The organism is Curtobacterium sp. VKM Ac-2889, assembly GCF_015350855.1.
Taxonomy (GTDB): Bacteria; Actinomycetota; Actinomycetes; order Actinomycetales; family Microbacteriaceae; genus Curtobacterium; species Curtobacterium poinsettiae.
Window position 1 is genome coordinate 376,365 of sequence record NZ_JADKSC010000003.1, and the last position, 21,552, is coordinate 397,916.

A 21,552-nucleotide genomic window follows, 5' to 3' on the forward strand; every position below is an offset into this window, starting at 1 on the left:
GTCTCAGCGCAGATCAGTGCACGGGCACAGCGGCCTCGTGGTCCGAGTCCTGGGGCAGCAGCTCCGACTTCGAGCCACGGATGAACACGGCCGCGATGATCGACGCGAGGACCAAGCCGATGGCCGCAGCGAGGAACGCCGCGGAGTAGCCGCTGGTGAACGCGTCGAGTTCAGAGCCGCCGCCGTCGTAGCCAGCGACTGCCGAGGCGTAGAGGGCGGTGAAGACCGACAGACCGATCGAACCGCCGATCTGCAGCGCGGAGTTCAAGGTCGCCGAGGCCGCGCCGGCGTCCTGCGGCTTGACCCCCGTGAGCGCGAGGTTCTGCAGGGGGACGAAGACGAACGCCATGCCGATTCCCAGCACGATGAGTGCCGGCATGACCTGGACGACGTAGGAGCCGTCGGCCGTGATGCGGCTGAGGTAGATGACGCCGACGGCAGAGATCAACGGACCGCCGATCATCATCGGACGAGGTCCGATGGCGGGCAGCAGCTTGGTGGCGACCGGCGCCGTGATCATGATCATGAGGGTCATGGGGAGGGTGGCGAGGCCCGCAGGCAGGGGGTCCATCCCGAGGACGATCTGGAGGTGGAACGCGACGTAGAGCATCGCACCGATCAGGACACTGCCCACGATGGCCTGTATGAGGAACGCACCGCCACGTACCCGGTCCGTGACGACTCGAAGTGGCAGCAGGGGCTGGGCGACACGGCTCTCGATGACGACGAAGAGCGCCAGGAGGCCAGCACCCAGGGCGAGGAACCCGATCGTCTCGATCTGGGTCCAGCCGTGCTCAGCGAGGCTGAACCCGTAGACGAGGGCGCCCAGGCCGAGGGTGACGGTGACGGCGCCGACCATGTCGTAACGGTTGTTTCCTTCGGCCTTGGACTCCTTGACGAGCAGCATGCCGCCGATGAGACCGATGATCACGAAGAAGACGTTCACGAGGAGGCACCAACGCCAGTCAGCGAACTCGGTGAGGACGCCGCCGAGGACGAGCCCAACTGCGGCGCCGGCACCTGCGACGGTGCCGAACACGGCAAAGGCGGTGTTCCGCTCACGTCCGCTGGGGAAGGTCACAGTCAGCAGGGCAAGAGCGGCCGGGGCGAGGAGCGCGGCGAACACACCCTGAAGGCCACGGGCGATGATCAACTCCGTGCCGCTCTGGGCCAGGCCGCCGAAGGCGGAGGCCACACCGAAGCCGAGCATGCCGACCAGGAAGGTGCGCTTGCGACCCCAGTAGTCAGCGACTCGACCGCCGAGCAGCAGCAGAGCACCAAAGGCGAGGGCGTAGGCCGTGACGACCCACTGACGCTCGACGTCGCTGAGGCCGAGTTCTTGTTGCGCCTGTGGCAGCGCGATGTTGACGATGGTGCCATCAAGCACCACGACGAGTTGGGTGAGCGCGAGCACGACGAGCGCCCACCATCGCTTGGAAGAGGCGGATGTGTTGGATGGAGTCCGCGGGGGCATAGACATAGAGAAGATCTCCGGGCTTCGGTTGGGAATGCCGGAGGTTTTCAGCCTCGGATCGACCGCGCTGCTGCGGCGGGTCGACCGCACCGATCAGATTCGGTCAGAGGACAACCCTAGCTCAATCGGACCGATCTTCGTCAGTCGATCCGCAGCCCTCAGAGTCCTTGAAGGGGAGGAGATGTCCGAAGGGGTGCTCGCTGACGGTGCCCTCGGGCTGGAACGTGACGGCGTCAAGCTCGGACCACTCGTCCTCTTCCTTCTGCACCTCGAGGCCGAGGGTGTCGCGGTAGAAGGCGACGGCGCGCTTCATGTCTGTGGCGGGGACCCGCACCGTGACGACGTCGTTTGCCATGTTCTCTCCTCTGACCACCGGCGAGAAGCCTCTCGGCGGTGATCCATGGCTACCCGCCCAGGTGGCCATCACTCCCGGCTCAAGACACGGAAAGGCACCGCACGTTCGCAGGCGATGTAGTCGTTCTCTCCACCCCTGAGGACGACCGACCACTGCGACCGCCACTGTCCGACAGCCGATCATTCACCGGACACTCCGAGAGCTGCGCCAGTCCCCCGGAACCGTCCGCGTGAACAGTGTCCGGATGCTCGGTCCGGAAGCGGTTCCGGCGACGGTGCCCTGCGTGGGATCGTCCACGGAGAGCGGATGAGCCCTGGCGCGGCTGCTGGGTCGAGCCGATGGGCGCATGCTCCGCCGTTCGCAGGGCAGAGGACCCCACGACGCATCTGCCCGGAGGCCCCACCACGGCATGAGCCCTCAGCGCACCAGGCAGATCGTGCGGAAGTCGACGTCCGGACCGGGCCGCGTGTACGACGAGGTGCTCTCGAGCCAGTCGGCTGTGGGTGAGATCTGGTCGGGGACCAGGTCCGCCTCGGAGCGGGCACCGATGCCCTCGGACTCCCAGTACGAGCGGACGCGGTCCACGTCGCGGTTCGCACCCTCGATCATCGTGTGGTCCTCGGGCAGGAGCTCCTTGCCGTCGGCGTCGGTGTACTCCCCCGGGGCGTACCAGTACGTCCACCGCACCCCCTGGTGGGCGTTCGACAGCTTGCACTCCTCGCTGTACGCACCACCGGCTCGCTCACCATCGCGGTAGGCGGACTTCCGGTCGCCGCCGAGGATCCGCACGGTGCGGTCCCCGATCCGTTCGAGTGTGGCCCCGGCGTCGCCGTCGGCGAAGTGCCGCTCGGCGGCGGTCGCCGGCTGCGCCCTCTGCCGGGCGTCGGCGGCCATGCTCCGCACCTGTGACGTCAGGACCAGACCGTTCCACGGCACGGCGATGACCAGCACGACGATCGCCGCGACCACGGCGGCCAGCGAGTGCCGCCGTTCGCGCCGGCGAGCCCGGACCTGCACGACGAGCACCACCGCCGGGATCCCCACGGCCAGCGCGGCCCCGATCACCAGCCGGGTCAGCACGCCCCCTGGGCCGAGCCGGTCGTCCATCGACCCGAAGTCACGCTCCAGGTACGCCCCGATCTGGACCACCCAACTCACGACGAGCAGCACCGGCAACACGAGCGCGATGGCGATCGCGTTGCCCCGTCCCGTCGTCGGGCCCGTCCCGTGGTCGCGCCAGTCCTGCTGTTCCGTGCTCATGTCCGCCCCGCCCCCGTGGTGTCGGGGCCATCCTGCCAGCAGAACGCACCACCGGCCCCGCGACCGTCGCCTCCGTTCCACCCCCGAAGCGGTGGTGCCGCAGCGGCACCGGTTGCTGCCAAGATGACCGACGTGACCACGACCACTCCCCACGCCGATCCCGACGCCGCTGCCGGCGCCTTCGAAGGCGGATGGTTCCGCATCGACGACGACGTGGAGCACCTGGACTACCTGGTGTGGCGCCCCGCCACGGACACCGACGCCGCTGCTGCAGCCCCGGGCCCGGCCGCCGTAATCGTCGGCGGCGAACCGCGTGAGCACATCGGTTCGACGCTCCCGCTGGCGCAGCTGCCGGAACTCGACGCGGCGCGTCAGCGCACCGTGCGGAAGCTCTGGAGCAGTCTGATCAACCTCGTCGTGGGCGCGATCGTCATCACGGTGCTCGAGCTGTCCGGGCTGCCCTGGCGAACGGATCTCGGCAGACAGCTCCTGATCGGACTCGGGACGATCCTGCCGACCACGTCGCTCTGCACCGCGATCTGGTGGCGCATCACCCGTGACCCCTCGGGCGCAGTCGTGCGCAAGATGGGCGGACACCGGACCCGCCAGCAGTACGACCAGCAGCGCGCCGTCCTCGACCGCTGACCGCGCCGCGGCCCCTCACCGAACCCGCGCCGTCGCCGTCACCGCGGCCGCACCCGCAGCACCCGCACCACCCGCAGCAGACTCCGGCTCCGACGACGGCCGGACCCCGCGCCCGGGCCGCAGCACCGCGTCCACCCGCTCACGGTCGAGCGCACCCTGCCACCGCGCCACCACCAGCGTCGCGACGCAGTTGCCGAGCAGGTTCACGCTCACCCGCATCGCGTCCATGATCCGGTCGGCGCCGAGCAGCAGCGCGACGCCCGCGACCGGGAACAGCCCGAGACTCGTCGCCGTCGCGGACAGCGCCAGGAACGACGACCCCGGCACCCCGGCCATGCCCTTCGACGTCAGCAGCAGCACCCCGAGCGCGGCGACCTGCTGCTCGAGCGTCAACGGCACCCCGAACGCCTGCGTCAGGAACAGCAGCGAGATCGACAGGTAGATCGCTGCCCCGTCCAGGTTGAACGAGTACCCCGTCGGCACGACGAGCCCGGCGACGCTCCGTGAGACGCCGACCTCGGTGAGCCGGGTGATCATCCGCGGCAGCACGGCCTCGGTCGACGCGGTGCCGAGGGCCAGCCCGAACTCGGCCCGGGTGTGCCACACGAACCGCCAGATCGGCACCCCGGACAGCAGCCGCCCACCGACGAGCAACGCCACGATGAACACCGCGGCGGCGCCGTAGCAGGCGGCGATGAGGAGTCCGTACGACCCCAGGGTGTCGACGCCGTACTGCCCCACCACGTACGCCATCGCGCCGAACGCACCGAGCGGCGACAGGCGCATGACCCAGCCCAGGATCCGGTAGACGACCTCGAGGCACAGGTCGAGCCCCCGGACCAGCGGCCGCGCACGCTCGCTCCCGATCGCGGCGATGGCCGCGCCGACGAACACCGCGAAGACGAGCACCTGCAGGATGTCGTTCGTCGCGAACGCGTTCACGACGCTCGACGGGATGAGGTCGAGGATGAAGGTGCCGGCGTCCGGAGCCGTGCCGCCCGCGGTCTTCGCCGCCACGGCCGAGGCGTCGAGCGACGACGGGTCGATCCGCAGGCCGGCGCCGGGGCGCACGAGGTTGCCGACCAGTAGACCGAACACGAGCGCACACGACGACGCGAGCAGGAAGTAGACCATCGCCTTGCCGGCGATCCGTCCCACCGACCGCAGGTCGCCGACGTGCACGATGCCGGTCACCACGACGATGAAGACGAGCGGCGCGATCACCATCTCGATCAGGCGGATGAACCCCTGCCCGACGACGTTGAGCACCGGCGCCGCGGCCGGGAAGCAGACCCCGACCGCGATGCCGAGGGCGACGCCGATCGCGATCTGCACGAACAGCGACTGGTACCAGCGAGCGGGGGCACGATCCGTGGTGGTGACGTCCATGCACCCACCCCACCGTGCGCGTGTTTCGACGACGTTGCGTGCCTGTTCCCACCTGACGCGCCCCACGCACGCCGAAACGGGCCGGAACAGGGCCCCGCGAACGCCGAAACAGGCCGGAACAAGGCCGCGCACGCCGAAGAACGGCCCCGCACGCCGAAACCGGGCCGTGGTCCGCCTCAGGTGCGCGTGACGACCGTCAGGGTGGGCCGGTGCCGGGCACCCGAGTGGTCCTCGGCCGTCAGCACGCTCCACGACCGGACGACACCGGCCGACGGACCGGCCGACGGACCGACCAGGGTGTGGTCGATCGGCATCGCCAGCCGCGGATCGAGCCACGTCGGCCACGTGCCGAGTGCCGCGGCGTGCACGGCCGACGCGGCGTCCCGGCACGACCCGAGGCGGCCGCCGTCGAAGCTGTCGACCGATCCGTTGAAGTCCCCCGACACGATGACGTCCGCGCCGCGGCCGCACTGCTCACCGATCCACCGCAGGTCGGTCCGCCAGCCCGCCAGGCCGCCGGGCAGCATCGGCTGCGGGGCGTGCACCGCGACGATCGTCGGGATCGACGGTCCGGACACCGTCATCGTCTTCACCGGGTCGACACCGGGACGCATCGACGCTCCGGAGGCCAGGTCGGCGCGGACGAGCACCGCCACCTGCGCGCCCTGCCGGCGCATGAACAGCCGCACCGGCCGACCGTGCTCGCCCATCGAACGCGCCACCGCGGCGGCAGCGCGTCGGTCCCCCGCGTCGGGCAGCACGACGACGTCCGCCCGTGCGGACAGCGCCGCCCGGGCGACACCCTGCGGACCGACGAGTCCCCCGTTGGTGTTCCACTCGAACACCCGGAGCGAGTCACCCGCACCGCTGACGGCCCCGACGTCCCACCCCCGCGCGCCGAGGACGGCCGTATTGGCCACGGCGACGACGAGCACGACCACACCGACCGACGCGGCAACGAGTCGCACGCGACGCACGACGACGGCGACGAGCAGCAGCGAGAGGCCGACGGCGGCCAGCCCCACGGTCACGAGGGAACGTGCCGGCAGCACGGCGGCGAGCACCGGCGCTCGCCCGATCCCGAGCCACGGAGCGGTGACGAAGGCGACACCGACCAGCAGGGTCGCGACCACCACGGTGGTCCGGACAGCAGCCGCACGACGAGACACCCCTGGATCCTCGCGCACGGACCCCCTCGTCCGCCGGCGAACGGCGACGACGCGCTGAGGATCCTGCTGGGTCCCGGCACCGCAGCGGCGCGCTGCGCCAGCCCACGCCGTGGACCGCGTGACGACGGACGGGAGGCGCGACACCGGCCGGCACCGTGCCTCCCGTCCGCCACCGCGCACGTCGCGGGCCGCACGCGCGACCGCGGGCAGCTAGCTGCCGACCCCCTCGATGACGCCCCACACGAGCACGCCGACCGTCACCAGGGTGCCGAGCACCGAGACGATCGCCGCGACGACGCCGAGCCGTCGCCCGCGACCCGGCCGCACGATCGCGACCACGGCCAGGATCGACGCGATGAACTGGAACGGCCACCCGAGCACGAACACCGACGGCCAGCAGCTGCAGCACAGGCCGGTCAGGGCGAAGAACAGCGCGAGCAGGGCGATGCCGAGCCGGTTCGCGCCGGCGTCGTCCGGCTCGCCGCCCACGCTGTCGGCGTCGTCGTCGAGCGGGCCGCCCGGGTACGGGTTGTCGGGCCGGAGCGCCTGCAGTGCCCGGATCCGCTCGGCGTCGAGCGCACCGTCGCGGGCACGGGCGGCATCGGCCAGCGCGAGGACGTCGTTGCCGTGCCCCGCGGCCTCGTGCTGGGCGACGGCCCACGCGAAGAGCGCGCGCTGTCGGGGGTCCGATCGGGTCGCCGCGTCGACCGCCCAGCCGAACGTGGTGAGGAAGAGCAGGCCGCCGAACGCGGTCAGGAGCCCGCGTCCCGGTTCGTCGGGATCCGCCAGGAAGAGCACGACGCTGCACGCCACCATCCCGACGCCGAGCAGGGCCGTCGCCCAGATCTGGCCGCGCCAGTAGCCGTTGCCCGAACTCGCCCCCGCGGGTGTGGTCATGCAGCGACCCTAACGCCCCGGTGCGGATGCTCGAGGACTCTCACCCATTCCCAGTCCGTGCCGCGCCACGCGCGTGCTCGCCGCACCTACGCTCCGAGCGTCCGGTCATCCCCAGCGTCGAAAAGCGGCCCCGTGTCCTCGTACCTGCTCTGTTCACCGCCCGTCTACGGCCACCTCGCGCCCCTCGTCGACGTCGGACGTGTCCTCGCGGTGCGCGGCCACGACATCACCGTGCTGACCGGCACCAAGTACCGCGAGCTCGTCGTCGGCGCGGGGCTCCGGTTCGCTGCGCTGCCGGCCGACGTCGACTTCGACGACGCCGACCTGCAGGAGCGGCTCGCCGACGCCAGTGCGGCACGCGGGATCGCGGTCGTCCGCGAGGGCATCATCGCCATGTTCGTCCGGGCGATCCCGTCGCAGTACCGGGAGCTGACGGCGCTGCTGGCCGCGGGGCGCTTCGACGCGGTGCTCGGCGAGGCGTCGTTCACCGGGCTCGCGCCGTACCTGGCCCTGCCACCAGCGGAGCGTCTGCCCGTGCTCGGGATCGCGACCACCCCGGTGACGCTCACCAGCGTCGACGCGGCACCCTTCGGCACCGCGCTCCCCCCGGGTCGCGGGCCGGTGGCTCGCGCGCGCAACCGACTGCTCACGGCGGCGCTCCACCCCGTCCTCACCCGGCCGCTGCGTCGCGCGGTGGACGCCGTGCTCGCCGAGGTGGGGGCACCGCCGTCGACGATCGACACCTTCGACTTCGCGTACCGCGCGTTCGACACCCTGTTCCAGATGAGCGTCCGGGAGCTCGAGTACCCGCGCCGCGAGCTCCCGGACACGGTCCGGTTCGTCGGTCCGGTCGTGGCCCGTTCCGCGCCGACCTCCGCGGCCGACCTGCCCGCGTGGTGGGACGACCTGGACACCGACACCCCGGTGGTGCTCGTCACCCAGGGGACCATCGACACCGTCGACCTCGGCCGGCTCCTCGCGCCGACCCTGCGCGCCCTGGCGGACGAGGACGTCCTCGTCGTCGCGACCACGGGAGGCCGCCCGGTCGACCAGCTCGAGCGCGCACTCGGCACCGCCCTGCCCGCGAACGCCCGGGTGGCGACCTTCCTGCCCTACGACCAGCTGCTGCCGCGGTGCAGCGTCGTCGTGACGAACGGTGGGTTCGGCGGGGTGCAGCGCACCCTCGCGCACGGCGTCCCGCTCGTGGTGGCCGGGTCGACCGAGGACAAGCCGGAGGTCGCCGCCCGGGTGGCCTGGGCCGGGTGCGGGCGGAACCTGCGTTCCGGGACACCACGGCCTCGGGCGATCCGTCGGGCCGTCCTCGAGGTCCTCAGCACGTCGACCCACCGCGCCCGCAGCCGGCAGGTGGCGGCGTCGATCGCGGCCCTGCCGGACCCCGTCGACGTCATCGAGGCCGGGCTGGCGGCGGCCGTCGCCGCGGCCACCGCGGGCGGCACCCAGCGACGCTGACCCCGCCTGCCGGCCCACGTCGTGGGGCTGCACGGAGACGGACAGGAGGCGCGGTGCCGGCTGGCACCGCGCCTCCTGTCCGTCTCATCCCGCGTCGTCGGGCCCGGCGCCGACCCGCGGTGCCGCTGCGGACGCCGTCCGGATCCGGAGCGGCACCGTCCCGGCGACGTACCGGTCGTCGCCGGCCTCGAGCGGTCGGCCGTCCTCGGCGGTGCTCGACCGGCGGACCTGCAGGAGCGCCGCCCCGGGCCGCACCCCGAGGAGCGCGGCGTCGGCGTCGTCCGCCAGCAGCGCGTCCACGGTGGTGACGGCGGAGCCGACCCGGATGCCGAACCGGTCCTGCAGGGTCGCGGACACCGACGTCTGCCCGCCCGGGATCGTCCGGATGACCGCGGCGACCCACGGCGCGTAGGCGGTGCGCTCGAGCATGACGTCGACGCCGTCCAGGGAGCGCACCCGCGCGACGTGCAGGACGGGCTCGTCGGGCGCGGCGTGGAACAACCGCCGCTCGCTCATCGTGGCGGGGCGCTCCTCGACCGCCACCACCCGACCACCCGGCTCGTGTCCCCTGGCCCGAGCCAGCTGACCGAACGACTCGAGCGCGCCGGCGTCGTGGCCGAGCGTCGCGGTCCGGACACGCCAACGGGACCCCGGACGCGCCGTCAGCACCTGCCGGTCGCGGAGCAGACCGAGGGCATTCCGCACGGTGCCGCGCGCCACCCCGTAGTCGGCGGCCAGGTCGTGCTCGCCCGGCAGGAGCCCGGTGGCGTCGAACTCACCGCGGAGCACCCGGTCGGCGAGGTCCTCGGCGAGGTCCCGGAACAGTGGTCGCACCCCGTGATCCTCCCCCGCCCCAGCTCCACCTGTCCAGGTGCGTCGGAGTTCTGGTGGCAGCCACCCTGAGATGACAGGGTCCTGCCACGGCGCACCTGGACAGGTCGATCCCGATTCCACCGGACGCGTTCACCCCGCTGCCACGACCGGGCCAGGCACGGTTCAGCGCACCTCGTTGTCATGCTGACGGGTGCTCTTCCCCCGCAGCGCCCGCACTCCCCACCGATCTGGAAGGCCCGCGATGAGCACGAGGAAGCCCGAACACGGCGCACCCGACGTCAGCCTGGACGCCGCACCACCGCTGACCCCGGACGCCGCGTACACCGCAGCGGTCCGCCCCGGTCTGAGCCGCCGCACGGTCCTGGTCGGCGGCGCGGCCGCGATCATGGCCGGCGTCGCCGCAGGCTCCGCGTTCGGACCGGGCGCGGCCGACCGTGCCAGCGCCGCGACCGCCCGTGCCGTCCCCACCGGCACGATCGCCGACGTCAAGCACGTCGTCGTGCTCATGCAGGAGAACCGGTCCTTCGACCACTACTACGGCACGATGCCCGGGGTCCGAGGGTTCTCCGACAAGCAGGCGCTCGAGCTGCCGACCGGACACGACGTCTTCCACCAGCCGGCAGCGGCCCGCACCGACGGCGGCGCCATGCTGCCGTTCCGGCTCGACACCACGCGGTTCAACGCGCAGAACGCCGACGGCCTCGACCACTCCTGGGGTGGCGGGCACACCGCGTGGAACGGCGGGGCCTGGAACCGGTGGGTCGACGCGAAGAGCGCCCAGACGATGGGCTACTTCACGAGCGAGGACATCCCCTACCAGCGCGCACTCGCCGGCGCCTTCACGGTCTGCGACGACTACCACTGCTCGCTCAACGGGCCGACGACGCCGAACCGCCTGTACCAGTGGTCCGGCACGATCGACCCCCGCGGCACCCAGGGCGGACCGGCGACCGACAACCCGGCGGACTACGAACCGGTGTTCGCCTGGACCACCTACGCGGAACGGCTGCAGGCTGCCGGGGTCACCTGGAAGACCTACGCCAACGACGAGGTCGGCGACAGCTCCGCCGACCCCTACGTCGGCGACTACGGCGACAACCCGCTCTGGCTGTTCGAGCAGTACCACCGCGCCCTCGCATCCTCGGACCCCGCCCAGCAGGAGCTCGCCGCGCGTGCCGGGCTGCACGACGGGTGGAAGCCGAACTCCGGCAAGGGCCTCGACGTCACCCACCTGCTCAGCCAGTTCGGGCAGGACTGCGCGACCAACAGCCTGCCCACCGTGTCGTACGTCGTCGCCCCCTACGGCTGGAGCGAGCACCCCGCGGCCAGCCCGGACTACGGCGCCCACTACACGAACGCCGTGGTGCAGGCACTCTTCAGCAACCCGGACACCTGGGCCTCGACCGTCCTGCTCGTCAACTACGACGAGAACGACGGGTACTTCGACCACGTCGTCCCCCCGTTCGCCGAACCGGGCACCCCGGACGAGTACGTCGACGGCCTGCCCATCGGCATGGGTGCCCGCGTGCCGATGACCGTGGTGTCCCCCTGGAGCCGTGGCGGGTGGGTCAACTCGCAGGTGGCGGACCACACCTCCGTGATCCAGTTCCTCGAACACGTCACGGGGGTCCGCGAGCCGAACATCTCCGACTGGCGACGGACAGTCTCCGGCGACCTGACCAGCTGCTTCGACTTCAGTGCCCCCGACCCGAGCATCCCCGGCGCCGACGTCGTCCCCGGCATCGAGCAGACCCGCGCGCTGGTCGCTGCCGCCGACGCCGACCAGGCCAAGCCGCCCATCGAGGAACCCGCGATCGGCGCGCAGACGGTGCCCGTCCAGGAGCCCGGCACCGTCCGCCGTCGGCCCCTGCCCTACCGACAGCACGCGGACGCGACCGTCGACCACCGCACCGGTCGGGTCACCGTGGCGCTCGCGAACGACGGCCGCCAGGGCGTCAACTTCCTGGTGTACCCGAACACCGCGATGCCGTTCGCCGCCCACCCGAAGACCGTCCCCGTGGGAGCGAGCGCCGACTGGGTGTGGGACACCACGACGACCGGCGGCGCGTACGACGTCAGCGTCTACGGACCCGACCGGTTCCTCCGGCGCTTCGCCGGGACCGTCACGGTCGGCGGCCGGGCGACCGGTGGTGTCCCGCACGTCTCCGTCGTCCGGGACACCCGCGGCCGGCGAACCCTGCAGCTCCTGCTCGAGAACACCGGCACGGGCGAACTCCGCTTCGAACTCGTGGCCAACGACTTCGTCGAGCACCGCGAGACCGCGCACGTCCGTGGGTCCGGGCACAAGACGATGCACTGGCCGCTCGACGAGTGGGGCTACTACGACGTGGTCGTCACCGCGGACGGTGTGCCCGGGTTCCGGTACCGGTTCGCCGGGCGCGCGGAGCGCTGACGCGAGCCGACCCGTGGGGGTCGGCAGGGGCGGTCAGGCCGCGTCGACGACGAGACGGGAGGCCCGGTGCCAGCTGGCACTGGGCCTCCCGTCTCGTCTCGTGACCGTCTCACGTCCGTCCCGCGTGCCGTCTCGCTTGCTGTCTCACGCGTCGGCGGCGGTCCCGGCGGGTGCGACCGGAGCGACCGGTGTCGCGGCTTCGGCGTCGGCTTGCGCCGCCTGCCGGGCGAGCACCCGGTCCAGGAGGCGGTCGACGAACGGCAACCCGACGACGACCGCACCGACGACGGCCGCGACGGGGACGATCACCGTCCAGCCGCGCAGGGTCGAGTAGATGGTGGCACCGAGGAAGGCCCACACCACGATCGTGAGCGGCCGGACCGGGCCGACCGCCTCGTGCAGGGTCATCGCTTCGCCGAGGGCGGGCAGGGCACGCCGCCCACGCAGCGTCAGCACGACCCCGATCACCAGGAGAGCAAGACTCCGGACGACACCGACCCACGCAACGTCACTGCCCGGATCCGCCAGCACGCGCTGGACGAACACCACCGACCCCAGGAGCCCGGCGGCGAACACGAAGACGATCACGAGGACGGTCAGCAGTCGAAGGGAGCGGCGCACGAGGACTCAGCATAGGGACCCGTCGCGGCGACCCGTCGCACCGGTTCCGGTTCCGGTTCCGGTCCTAGGCGACGACCACCTTCGCGTTGACCAGGATGTCGTGCAGGTCCGGGCGGAGCGCTTCCTGCGACGTCGTCCGGACCTTCACGATGAGCGCGGCCCCGGGCTTCGCGAAGGCGCGCGCGACCGTCGCCGACCACGAACCGTCCGTGTTGTGCCCGGCGATCGACAGGAACTGCGCGGTCCCACCGGTCATCGTCGGCAGCAGCTGTTCCTCGAGCCGGTCGCCCGGGAGACCCGCCGCGGTGAACAGCTGCTCGGTGGCGGCGCGGTCCCCGATCGTCGGGTCGAGGTCGGTCAGCCGCTGCTGCGTGATGGTCGCCACGGAGCCGTCGGCGTTCGTGTACTCCCTGGACCCGCTGGTCTGGTCCTCGCCGGTCTGCTCCCAGCCGTCGAGTGCCGAGACCTCGAGCCCGAACGCGGGCAGGGTGCTCGACGAGAGCGCGGCGCCGTCCTCGAACGACAGGTCCTTCGTGGCAGCGTCGACGGTGGGTGCAGCCGACGGTGTCGGCGTCGGTGTCTGCGTGGGCGTCGACGACTGCGGGGCGGCCCGCTGCGTCCCCGGCGCCGTCGTGCCGGTGCCGGCGCAGCCGGAGAGTGCGAGCGCGACGATCGCCGCCGCTGTCCCCGCCGTGGTCATCCTGGATGTGATGGACATGTGGTTCCCCCTCGGATCCCGCCGTGCGCCCCGTGCACCGGTCGGTCCGACTCGGAGCCTACGGGTCCGATCGACGGCGCGCCGCTCGGGCTCGCGTATCAGCCGACCGGACCGGCGGTGTACATCGGTTCGGCGCCGGTCGTCACCGATGCCCGCACCCCGCCGCCGACCAGACGGACCGTCAGCGTCCCGCTGAGCGCCGTCGCCGACAGCGACACCCGTCCGTGCAGCGCCGCCCCGCGCGGCCAGCAGGCGCTCGTGCCCTCGAGTTGGTCGGCCGACGCGACGAGGCAGATCGTCGAACCGTCCCGACCGACCCCGGCCCAGACGTTCCACGGTGTCGCCGCGTCGTCGCCCGACAGCGATCGGTTCGTGAACACCAGACGGGTGCTCGAGCGTTCCATCGGCGTCGCGATCCCCGCTGGCGGCCGGTCGGCGACGGTCTGCGGCTGCTCGAACCGCTGGTCGATCGTCACCGCCCCGGCTGGCGGCGTGACGGTGTTCGTGGGGTCGACGGGGCGCGCCCCCAGCGACAGTCCGACCCCGGTCCCCGCGACGAAACCGATCACGACGGCGGCTGCGCCGAGGGTCCAGAGGACGCGGTGGTCGGAGCGTCGGATGCGACCGGCTCGCTGGCGGACACCGGCCAGGAGGCCCCTGCCGCGGTCGTCCGCATCCGTTCCGCGGTCGGCGGTTCGCGTTCCGTGCGCGTCGGCTCCGGGTGCGCGGTCGGCGCTGTGCGGGTCGGCGTTGTGCAGATCGGCGCCGGAGCGAGCGGCGAGGGCACTCCGCGCGTCGGCCGCGTCGGCCGGCGTGGACGCGGCTCCCCAGGCGATGCGTTCCAACCGCGCACGTTCGGCATCGGCGTCGGCGTCCTCGGTCGGGTTCATCGCGCTGGTCGCCCCGGCCCTGGACCGGTCACGAGTCCTTCCCTGCGCCCCGAGCACGCTTGCGGCTGTGCGCACGGGCAACGAGCACCGAGCCGATCTGCACGGCGACGAGGATGCCCCAGAGGACCGCCATCTCGGTGTGGAACCGGGACGGCTCCACGACGGCCAGCACCAGCCAGACCAGGGCGATCACCGCCCACCCCCAGACGAGCCACGGCAGGGGCTTGCCGATCAGCCGTTCGAGCAGACTGCGTCGCTGCGTCTCGGTCATGGCGCTGACGCTACCGGACGCCGGGGTGATCGCCGAGGACCCGGGGTGCCGATCGGCTGGGTCCTGCCGGATCTGGTGGCTGCCGATCCGGGAAGCGGGTCGAAGCGGTCAACCCGCCGACAGCTCGCGCCGTCAGGGTCAGCTCCGCACCGTGGACGGCCGCGATCATCGCGACGAGCGGCAGGCCGAGCCCGTGCCCGCTCCCGTCCGTCCGCGTGCGGTGGCGTCGTCGGAACGGCTCCGTCAACTCGTGCGCCTCGTCGGTCGGGATCACCTCGCCGTCGTTCTCGACCCGGAGCTCGGAGGACCGAGCGTCGAGCACCACCCGTAGGCTCCCGCCGGAGACGTTGTGGACCACGGCGTTGCGGATCAGGTTGCCGACGAGTTGCCCGAGCAGGGGTCGGTTGCCCAGCACGACGACGTCGTCGAGCTGCACCGACACGACGATCCGCCGGGCGAGGCGTTCTGCGTCCACCGCCAGCAGCGCGGCCGCGACCTCGTCGCGGAGCGACACCGGGCGTGCGTCGATGGGCTCGTCCCCCCGTGCCAGGTCGAGCAGCGCCGTCGTCATGCGGATCATCTGGTCCGTGGTGACGAGCAGCCGTTCGAGGGTCTGCGTCCGGTCCGGCCCGTCGGGTGCGCGGAGGGCGACCTGCAGCATCGTCTTCATCGTGGCGAGCGGCGTCCGGAGTTCGTGCGAGGCGTTCGCCGCGAACCGCGACCGGCTGACGAAGGCGGTCTCCAGGCGGTCGAGCATCCGGTTCAGCGTCGCACCGACGTCGCGGATCTCGTCCGGTGGACCCGAGACGTCCACCCGGGCGTCCAGCGTGCCGGCACCGAGCCGGTCGGCGGTCGTGATGATGTCGCGCAGCGGGCGGAGGAGTCTGCCCGCGACGAGCCAACTGACGACACCACCGATGCCCCCGACCACGAGCAACGCCGGGACCGAGACGATGACGAAGAGGCGCAGGACGTCGTCGCGGCCGGTGATCTCGTACACGTCGTGGGTCGATCCGTAGGGGAACGGGCCCGCCGTGAACGCGTAGCCGGGCACGATGGCGAGGACTGCGAAGACGACCGCGAGCATGACGGCACCGGTCAGCAGGATCAGCGCCGTGTACGTCAGGGTGAGGCGCGCCCGGATCGACAGACGGCGCAGCGCGGCGATCCTCATGCTTCCGGACCCTCGTGCACTGGACCCGGCGCGACCGCGTACCCGACACCGGGCAGCGTCCGGATGGCGTCGGGACTGCCGAGCTTCTTCCGCAGGGTCGAGATGGTCAGCCGCACCGCGTTGGTGAACGGGTCAGCGTGCTCGTCCCACACCTGCTCGAGCAGCTGCTCGGCACTCACGAACCCGCCGTCGGCACGCAGCAGGACCTCGAGGACCGCGAACTCCTTGCGCCCCAGGCGCAGGTAGCGGCCGTCGCGGTAGGCCTCGCGTCGGAAGGGATCGAGCCGGAGACCAGCCGTCTCGAGGACCGGTGCGACCGCGCGACGTGCTCGACGGTTCAGCGCCCGGAGGCGTGCCACGAGCTCCTCGAAGTCGAAGGGCTTGCCGAGGTAGTCGTCGGCCCCGAGCTGGAGGCCGTGGACGCGCTCAGCGAGTGTCGTCGACGCCGTCAGCATGAGGACGCTCGGTGCTTCCGGGTCAGCGACGATCCGGGCGCAGACGTCGTCCCCGTGCAGACCGGGGATGTCCCGGTCGAGCACGACCACGTCGTACGTGTGGACGGCCAGCTGATCGAGCGCGGCCAACCCGTCGCCCACCGTGTCGGCGGCGATCGCCTCGAGCCGCAGGCCCGCGCGGATCGCCTCCGCCAGGAACGGCTCGTCCTCCACCACCAGTACCCGCACGTCGCTCCTCGCTGCTCCGGCCGATCCGGACCCGGTCAGCACAGCAGATCGGATGTATGCGGAGCGTATGCGCTCGACCAGACGCCCGGCTGACGTGCCGACTGTTCCGATGAGGGCATGTCCAGAACCGACCCCGCGCTCGAGCACCCCGTCCTGCCGTCGTTGACCGGCCTGCGCTGGGTCGCGGCGTTCGGGGTGTTCGCCTACCACGTGCGGAACCTCGGGTACTTCGACGGGACCGCGCAGACGGCCCTGAGTGCCGTGGTCGGTAGCGGCGACACCGGCGTCTCGTTATTCTTCATGCTCTCCGGCTTCGTCCTGGCCTGGTCGGACCGCGCGGACGACGACACCGCGGGACCGGTGCGAGCCGCACTGCGCTTCTGGGCCCGCCGTGCCGCGCGGATCTGGCCGCTCCACCTGGTCGCCGTCCTCGCCACGATCATCGTGGCAGCGACACTTCTGCCGGGCATCCGGACGACGTCGCCGGCAGCCCTCGTGGCGAACGTCCTGCTCGTCAACGCCTGGCACGCCCCGTGGTGGCAAGCCGGGAACCCGGTGTCGTGGTCGCTGACCTGCGAAGCGTTCTTCTACCTGACGTTCCCGTTCCTCATCCGGCTGCTCCGTTCCGCGCACCCCGCCGTGCTCGCGGCCCTCGCCGCGCTGGCAGCCGTCCTCGTCCTGGTCGCGCCGGTGCTCGTGCCGCACCTGCCCGGTTCTCCGGTCCCGGCGAGCTGGCCACCGGCACGGTTCCCGGAGTTCCTGCTCGGTGCCCTCACCGCTGCCCTGGTGCGCTCGGGCGCCTGGCGCGGACCACGACTCGCGGTCCCCGTCCTGCTGACGGTCGCGGGCCTCCTCGCCGCAGACCTGCACCCCACGTCGCGCTTCGCACTGACCGGCTGCACGGTCGTGGGGTTCTCGCTGCTGCTGCCCGCGCTCGCCAGGGCGGACGTCGAAGGACGCACCACCGGCCTGTCGTCTCCGCTGCTCGTGCACCTGGGGACCAGGTCGTTCGCGTTCTACCTCGTCCATCTCCTGACGATCGACGCGGTGCTGGCCTTCCGACCCCCGGGCACGGCCGCCGGAGGAGTGACCAGCGTGCTCCTGACCCTGCTGGCCTTGGTGGCCGCACTCGCCGTCGCGTCCGTCCTGCACGACGCGGTGGAGGTCCCGGTGCGCCGACTCCTGCTCCGCGGACTGCGGCCCGCTGCTCGAGGTGGGCCGGAGGCCGGACGAACGGACCAGGGCTTCAGGCAGCTGATCCGCCCGACGGTCGCACGTTCCCGTCGGTGATCGACTGGCGGTACGCGTCGATCTTCCGTTCCAACGCGGCCAGGTGACGGAGCAGTTCACCCTGTCGCTCCAGCACGACCGCGTGGTGGCGCTCGAGGAGCGCGAGTCGTTCGGCGTCATCGGCACCGGCTCGGTACGCGGCCGCGTACTCACGCATCTCCTGCACGTTCATCCCCGTACCGCGGAGCATCACCGTCCCGGCGAGCCAGCGCAGCGCAGCCGTGTCGTACCGCCGCCATCCATCCGGACCACGCTCGGGCGCGGGCGCGATGCCTTCCTTCTCGTAGTAGCGGATCGTGTCGACGGTGATCCCGAGCACGTCCGCCGCGACGCCGATCGTCACCGGTTCGACGACGTGGACCTCGGGAAGCAGCACAGGGCGCAGTCTCGCACTTGACATGGTGTGCGCACCAGGGTGGATCGTCATCCTCGCCCGGGTCCTCCCCGGAGAAGAACGGAGCACTCCCGTGCAGCAACTCCCCCTCGGCTCGCAAGGCCTCGTCACGTCCGCACTCGGGCTCGGGTGCATGGGGATGAGTGCCTTCTACGGCGGTGCCACCGAAGCCGGGTCCGTCGAGACCATCCGCCGCGCACTCGACACGGGGATCACCCTGTTCGACACGGCAGAGGCGTACGGGCCGTTCGCGAACGAGGAGCTGCTCGGCCGGGTCCTCGGCGCCGACCGGGGCCGCGTGGTCGTCGCATCGAAGTTCGCCACCGACTTCGCCGACGACGGCACCCCGATCGGACTCGACGGGTCCCCCGAGCACGCCCGCCGCGCGATCGACCGCTCCCTCAGCCACCTCGGCACCGACCACGTCGACCTCTGGTACCTGCACCGCGCCGACCCGAACGTGCCGATCGAAGACACAATCGGTGCGATGGCTGAAGCCGTCACCGCCGGCAAGGCCCGTGCCATCGGCGTCTCGGAGACCTCCGCCGAGACCCTGCGCCGTGCGCACGCGACGTTCCCGATCACCGCGATCCAGTCGGAGTACAGCCTGTTCGAGCGTGACGCCGAACACAACGGCGTCCTCGACACCGCCAGGGAGCTCGGCATCGGGTTCGTGCCCTTCTCACCGCTCGGGCGGGGGTTCCTGTCCGGGAACATCACCAGGAAGGACGGCCTCCCCGCCAGCGACGCCCGACGGAACCTCCCCCGGTTCTCCGACGAAGCCATCGACGCGAACCTCCGCATCGTCGACGCACTCACGGTCATCGCAGACGAGAAGGGCGTCACCACGGCGCAGCTCGCCCTCGCGTGGCTGATCCGGGCCGGTACCGTGCCGATTCCCGGCACCACGAGGGCATCGCGTGTCGAGGAGAACGTCGCCGCTGCCGACGTGGTGCTCACCGACGGCGACCTGGATCGCATCGAGGCGGCCGCACCGCACGGTGTCGTCGTCGGCGCCCGCAACACCGAGGCCGGGATGGCGCGAGACCGCGGCTGACCGAGGTGCGTGGCGGGAGTGCTCACTGCACCCTGCTGCTCGGAGGTTCGTCGCGGATCAGGTCGACGGGTCGAACCGGTACATCCACGCCGCAGGTCCCCCACGGTCTCGCCGCGCCGTGAACGCTGCGCCGGGCAGGACGAACCGATCGCGGACGATGGATCCCACCCTGCCGAGCGTCTTGCTCGTGTCCAACAACTCCCCTTGGCGCGTGATGGCGCGCACACGCTGACCGCGTCGCTCGTGCATGTGGACCGCAAGGGTCGTTGCCGGCACGCCACTCGCCACCAGCGAACCGAGGATGACGGCGTCCTCGAGAGCGAGGGAAGCACCCTGCCCCGCCGTCGGAGGAATCGCGTGTGCCGCGTCCCCGACGAGGACCATCCGCCCGCATCCCCACCGCACCGGGCGCGGCGTGGTGCGCGACGCCCACACGTCCACGTCGGCCGAGCCCGCCAGCAGGGCAGGCGTCGGCAGGACGTCCCGCCCGACGAGACGCGGGAGCATCGCGACCCACTCGGCTCCGGTCATCCCGACTGCAGCTGAGGCGCCGCCGTCCACGGCGCTGAGCCGGGGGTTCGCGAACCACATGACGGTGGAAGCGTCGACCCGCAACGTGCAGACGAAGCAATCCCTGCCGAACCGGAACTGCAGGGTGCCTGCGGGACCGGTCTCGGATTCCGTGAGCCCGGTGCCGGAGGAACTGCCACCGACGTTGACGACGGGAGCCAGCACATCCGTCGGGGTTGCGCCACCGTGCTCGGGTCCGTGGCTCCCGAAGGTGCGTCGGACAGCGGAACCGATGCCGTCGGCGCCGACGACGATGTCTGCGGTGAACCGCTCGAGCGTCTCGGTGAGCACGCTCGCCCGGTCACCCTCGTCGACAGCGCTCAGCACCCGGGCGCCCTGGATGATCGTGATGCCCCGCTGTTCCGTGTCGGTCCGGAGGAGCCGGTGGAGATCGGCTCGTTGCAGCGAACGGGTCGCGCCCTCCTCCTGCTGGAGCCCGAGCGGGAGCTCCGCGGTCAGCCGCCCCTTCGGGTCGAAGGTCTGCAACCGCGGCGTCGGGACCCCGATCTTCGAGACGGCGGCGCCGAGACCGAGCGCACGGAGCGCTCCGACCCCGTTGCTGGCCACCTGCAACCAGGATCCGGCGTCGTCTGCAGCGCCGGTGCTCCGCTCGAGCACGATCGGGACGTGCCCTGCTCGGTGCAGCGCGATGGCTGTGGCGAGGCCTGCGACACCGCCCCCGACGACGATTGCGTGCATGCGATGAACCCGTTCGTCTCGTCACGGAAGTCGTCGCACTCGCGCCGGACCTGCCGGGGTTGCGCTCGTGAGACGATCGTATGACCGGACGCGACCAGGTGCGCTGAGAAGCGTTGCAGGCTCACTCGCTGGACAGCGCGCCGTCGGACTCCCGCGCCCTTCGATCGCCATCCGGCAAGGTGGATGCATGACCGACTCCGACCCGTCCACCGTCCACTTCCACCAGAAGCACCACGAAGCGATCATCAGCGGCGAGAAGGTCACCACCGTCCGGTGGAACGAATCCGTGCGGGTCGGCGATGCGACGTTCGTGTTCGACGACCACCCGACTGCCGAACCGCTGGCCGGCACGATCACCGCCGTGCACCAGTACCGGCTCGACACCCTCACCGCAGAACAGGCGCGCCAGGCTCCGGAGACGGACATGCGGCTCTTCGGGCAGCAGCTCCGCGAGAACTACTACCCCGACATGCCGGACGATGCTGTCGTCGAGGTGGCCGAACTCTCGATCAAGCCCGCTCGATAGCCGTTCCGGCTGCGTGTCGTCGCGGTCCGCTGTCCGGGGATCGAGCGCGTGCGGAGCGCTGCGGGTCTCGGGAACCTGGCCAGCACCCCGACAACACGTCTCGCTCGCCGATCTGCTGGCGGCGGCCGGTAGCCGATCCGCTGCCGACACCGCATCTCGACGTTGCGCGTGCCGGTTCGTCCTACGCTGGCGGTGTGGACGAGTGGTGGGATCTTGTTGACGCGGCCGGGGTGCCGACGGGTGGGACGTTCCGGCGCGGTGACGCGGGTTGGCCGGGTGGGGCGTTCCATCTGGTGGTCACGGTGTGCGTCCACCGGGCCGACGGAACCGTCCTGCTCACGCAGCGGGCGCCGACGAAGGAGTTCGCCTTCGGGTGGGAGTTCCCCGGTGGGAGCGCGTTCGCAGGCGAGACTGGTCGTGCAGCTGCGTGCCGAGAGCTGCTCGAGGAGACCAACGTCACCGTCGAGCCCGAGGCGCTGCGCCGCGTCGGCCGCTTCACCGAGGAGACGGCGCTCGTGGACCTCTTCGTCGTGCAGGAGCCGAGTGGGTCAGCGGTGCGAGCGGATCCTGCCGAGGTGATGGACTGGCGTTGGGTCTCCCTGTCGGAGGTCAGCACGCTTCGCACGAGCGGGGTGATGGCGGCCCCGTGGGGGCCGCGGCTGGATGCGCTGTGGCCCGCGGCGACGGCAACGATCCTGGCCGCCGACGACTCCCGAGAGCGCACGTCTCCGCCGCACGAGAGCTGGTGACACC

The 21,552-nt window shown here is 71.8% G+C and carries 22 protein-coding genes; 7 read left to right on the top strand and 15 right to left on the bottom strand.

From position 1 onward, the window contains the following. Positions 1-13: 13 nt before the first annotated feature. The 3 genes from ITJ50_RS11955 to ITJ50_RS11965 all read right to left on the bottom strand — a co-directional run bounded on the left by ITJ50_RS11955 (position 14) and on the right by ITJ50_RS11965 (position 3,089). Positions 14-1,564: an MFS transporter gene (locus ITJ50_RS11955; protein ID WP_236559503.1), complete on the bottom strand. Its 1,551-nt coding sequence runs from the start codon at positions 1,562-1,564 to the stop codon at positions 14-16. Positions 1,565-1,595: 31 nt separating this feature from the next. Then, positions 1,596-1,829, bottom strand: coding sequence for a VOC family protein (locus tag ITJ50_RS11960; protein ID WP_194590565.1), 234 nt, complete (start codon positions 1,827-1,829; stop codon positions 1,596-1,598). Between the two features lie 417 nt (positions 1,830-2,246). Beyond that, positions 2,247-3,089 carry a hypothetical protein gene (locus tag ITJ50_RS11965; protein ID WP_017885701.1) on the bottom strand — a complete coding sequence of 281 codons (843 nt, stop codon included), beginning with the start codon at positions 3,087-3,089 and terminating at the stop codon, positions 2,247-2,249. 132 nt (positions 3,090-3,221) lie between these two features. On the opposite strand from ITJ50_RS11965, the gene ITJ50_RS11970 reads away from it, so the two are divergent. Beyond that, positions 3,222-3,734, top strand: a complete 513-nt coding sequence (locus ITJ50_RS11970; protein ID WP_194590566.1) for a hypothetical protein — start codon at positions 3,222-3,224, stop codon at positions 3,732-3,734. Positions 3,735-3,749: 15 nt separating this feature from the next. On the opposite strand, the gene ITJ50_RS11975 is transcribed toward ITJ50_RS11970, so the two are convergent. The 3 genes from ITJ50_RS11975 to ITJ50_RS11985 all read right to left on the bottom strand — a co-directional run bounded on the left by ITJ50_RS11975 (position 3,750) and on the right by ITJ50_RS11985 (position 7,189). Then, on the bottom strand, positions 3,750-5,123 hold the full coding sequence (locus ITJ50_RS11975) for a C4-dicarboxylate transporter DctA (protein WP_017885703.1): 1,374 nt from the start codon (positions 5,121-5,123) through the stop codon (positions 3,750-3,752). A gap of 176 nt (positions 5,124-5,299) precedes the next feature. Next, positions 5,300-6,292 (bottom strand): endonuclease/exonuclease/phosphatase family protein, encoded by a 993-nt coding sequence (locus ITJ50_RS11980; protein ID WP_194590567.1) that lies wholly within the window; start codon positions 6,290-6,292, stop codon positions 5,300-5,302. Between the two features lie 210 nt (positions 6,293-6,502). After that, on the bottom strand, positions 6,503-7,189 hold the full coding sequence (locus tag ITJ50_RS11985) for a hypothetical protein (protein WP_194590568.1): 687 nt from the start codon (positions 7,187-7,189) through the stop codon (positions 6,503-6,505). A gap of 132 nt (positions 7,190-7,321) precedes the next feature. Here ITJ50_RS11985 and ITJ50_RS11990 point away from each other — a divergent pair, with 132 nt between their 5' ends. Further along, positions 7,322-8,659 carry a nucleotide disphospho-sugar-binding domain-containing protein gene (locus tag ITJ50_RS11990; RefSeq protein ID WP_194590569.1) on the top strand — a complete coding sequence of 446 codons (1,338 nt, stop codon included), beginning with the start codon at positions 7,322-7,324 and terminating at the stop codon, positions 8,657-8,659. An 84-nt stretch (positions 8,660-8,743) separates the two neighbouring features. On the opposite strand, the gene ITJ50_RS11995 is transcribed toward ITJ50_RS11990, so the two are convergent. Then, on the bottom strand, positions 8,744-9,493 hold the full coding sequence (locus ITJ50_RS11995) for a GntR family transcriptional regulator (protein ID WP_017885707.1): 750 nt from the start codon (positions 9,491-9,493) through the stop codon (positions 8,744-8,746). Between the two features lie 241 nt (positions 9,494-9,734). On the opposite strand from ITJ50_RS11995, the gene ITJ50_RS12000 reads away from it, so the two are divergent. After that, positions 9,735-11,906 (top strand): phosphocholine-specific phospholipase C, encoded by a 2,172-nt coding sequence (locus ITJ50_RS12000; RefSeq protein WP_194590570.1) that lies wholly within the window; start codon positions 9,735-9,737, stop codon positions 11,904-11,906. A 144-nt stretch (positions 11,907-12,050) separates the two neighbouring features. Here the strand turns inward: ITJ50_RS12000 and ITJ50_RS12005 are convergent, their stop codons facing one another. The 6 genes from ITJ50_RS12005 to ITJ50_RS12030 form a co-directional block, all read right to left on the bottom strand. Beyond that, positions 12,051-12,527, bottom strand: coding sequence for a hypothetical protein (locus tag ITJ50_RS12005; RefSeq protein ID WP_017885709.1), 477 nt, complete (start codon positions 12,525-12,527; stop codon positions 12,051-12,053). A gap of 64 nt (positions 12,528-12,591) precedes the next feature. After that, positions 12,592-13,245, bottom strand: a complete 654-nt coding sequence (locus tag ITJ50_RS12010; RefSeq protein ID WP_152427135.1) for a hypothetical protein — start codon at positions 13,243-13,245, stop codon at positions 12,592-12,594. Between the two features lie 98 nt (positions 13,246-13,343). Then, positions 13,344-14,135, bottom strand: a complete 792-nt coding sequence (locus ITJ50_RS12015) for a hypothetical protein (RefSeq protein WP_194590571.1) — start codon at positions 14,133-14,135, stop codon at positions 13,344-13,346. Between the two features lie 28 nt (positions 14,136-14,163). Continuing rightward, positions 14,164-14,406, bottom strand: a complete 243-nt coding sequence (locus ITJ50_RS12020; RefSeq protein ID WP_194590572.1) for a hypothetical protein — start codon at positions 14,404-14,406, stop codon at positions 14,164-14,166. Positions 14,407-14,416: 10 nt separating this feature from the next. Continuing rightward, positions 14,417-15,580, bottom strand: coding sequence for a sensor histidine kinase (locus tag ITJ50_RS12025; protein ID WP_017885713.1), 1,164 nt, complete (start codon positions 15,578-15,580; stop codon positions 14,417-14,419). Next, complete coding sequence (locus tag ITJ50_RS12030) at positions 15,577-16,263, bottom strand: response regulator transcription factor (protein ID WP_040418670.1); 687 nt, start codon at positions 16,261-16,263, stop codon at positions 15,577-15,579. Before ITJ50_RS12030 ends, ITJ50_RS12025 begins: the two co-directional genes overlap by 4 nt. A 117-nt stretch (positions 16,264-16,380) precedes the next feature. Between ITJ50_RS12030 and ITJ50_RS12035 the strand changes: the two genes are divergently transcribed. Beyond that, the gene (locus ITJ50_RS12035) at positions 16,381-17,553 is read left to right on the top strand and encodes an acyltransferase family protein (RefSeq protein ID WP_194590573.1); all 1,173 of its coding nucleotides are present in this window, start codon (positions 16,381-16,383) and stop codon (positions 17,551-17,553) included. Here the strand turns inward: ITJ50_RS12035 and ITJ50_RS12040 are convergent. After that, positions 17,510-17,929 carry a MerR family transcriptional regulator gene (locus ITJ50_RS12040; protein ID WP_194590574.1) on the bottom strand — a complete coding sequence of 140 codons (420 nt, stop codon included), beginning with the start codon at positions 17,927-17,929 and terminating at the stop codon, positions 17,510-17,512. The genes ITJ50_RS12035 and ITJ50_RS12040 overlap by 44 nt on opposite strands. Positions 17,930-18,020: 91 nt before the next feature. Between ITJ50_RS12040 and ITJ50_RS12045 the strand changes: the two genes are divergently transcribed. Further along, a complete protein-coding gene (locus tag ITJ50_RS12045; RefSeq protein ID WP_042538984.1) occupies positions 18,021-19,004 on the top strand; it encodes an aldo/keto reductase in 984 nt (327 codons plus the stop codon). Between the two features lie 57 nt (positions 19,005-19,061). On the opposite strand, the gene ITJ50_RS12050 is transcribed toward ITJ50_RS12045, so the two are convergent. After that, positions 19,062-20,273, bottom strand: coding sequence for an FAD-dependent oxidoreductase (locus ITJ50_RS12050; RefSeq protein WP_194590575.1), 1,212 nt, complete (start codon positions 20,271-20,273; stop codon positions 19,062-19,064). 187 nt (positions 20,274-20,460) lie between these two features. Between ITJ50_RS12050 and ITJ50_RS12055 the strand changes: the two genes are divergently transcribed. Together ITJ50_RS12055 and ITJ50_RS12060 are read left to right on the top strand one after the other, a co-directional pair. Further along, complete coding sequence (locus ITJ50_RS12055; RefSeq protein ID WP_194590576.1) at positions 20,461-20,799, top strand: ASCH domain-containing protein; 339 nt, start codon at positions 20,461-20,463, stop codon at positions 20,797-20,799. Positions 20,800-20,993: 194 nt separating this feature from the next. Then, positions 20,994-21,548 carry an NUDIX domain-containing protein gene (locus ITJ50_RS12060; RefSeq protein ID WP_194590577.1) on the top strand — a complete coding sequence of 185 codons (555 nt, stop codon included), beginning with the start codon at positions 20,994-20,996 and terminating at the stop codon, positions 21,546-21,548. The last annotated feature ends 4 nt before the right edge of the window (positions 21,549-21,552 follow it).

What these genes read in the sequence shown, in the direction of transcription:
- ITJ50_RS12055 (WP_194590576.1), top strand. Translation starts at nt 20,461, where the DNA reads ATGACCGACTCCGACCCGTCCACCGTCCACTTCCACCAGAAGCACCAC.
- ITJ50_RS11975 (WP_017885703.1), bottom strand. Translation starts at nt 5,123, where the DNA reads ATGGACGTCACCACCACGGATCGTGCCCCCGCTCGCTGGTACCAGTCG.
- ITJ50_RS11985 (WP_194590568.1), bottom strand. Translation starts at nt 7,189, where the DNA reads ATGACCACACCCGCGGGGGCGAGTTCGGGCAACGGCTACTGGCGCGGC.
- ITJ50_RS12015 (WP_194590571.1), bottom strand. Translation starts at nt 14,135, where the DNA reads ATGAACCCGACCGAGGACGCCGACGCCGATGCCGAACGTGCGCGGTTG.
- ITJ50_RS12000 (WP_194590570.1), top strand. Translation starts at nt 9,735, where the DNA reads ATGAGCACGAGGAAGCCCGAACACGGCGCACCCGACGTCAGCCTGGAC.
- ITJ50_RS11960 (WP_194590565.1), bottom strand. Translation starts at nt 1,829, where the DNA reads ATGGCAAACGACGTCGTCACGGTGCGGGTCCCCGCCACAGACATGAAG.
- ITJ50_RS12050 (WP_194590575.1), bottom strand. Translation starts at nt 20,273, where the DNA reads ATGCACGCAATCGTCGTCGGGGGCGGTGTCGCAGGCCTCGCCACAGCC.
- ITJ50_RS12025 (WP_017885713.1), bottom strand. Translation starts at nt 15,580, where the DNA reads ATGAGGATCGCCGCGCTGCGCCGTCTGTCGATCCGGGCGCGCCTCACC.
- ITJ50_RS12020 (WP_194590572.1), bottom strand. Translation starts at nt 14,406, where the DNA reads ATGACCGAGACGCAGCGACGCAGTCTGCTCGAACGGCTGATCGGCAAG.
- ITJ50_RS11965 (WP_017885701.1), bottom strand. Translation starts at nt 3,089, where the DNA reads ATGAGCACGGAACAGCAGGACTGGCGCGACCACGGGACGGGCCCGACG.
- ITJ50_RS12010 (WP_152427135.1), bottom strand. Translation starts at nt 13,245, where the DNA reads ATGTCCATCACATCCAGGATGACCACGGCGGGGACAGCGGCGGCGATC.
- ITJ50_RS12035 (WP_194590573.1), top strand. Translation starts at nt 16,381, where the DNA reads ATGTCCAGAACCGACCCCGCGCTCGAGCACCCCGTCCTGCCGTCGTTG.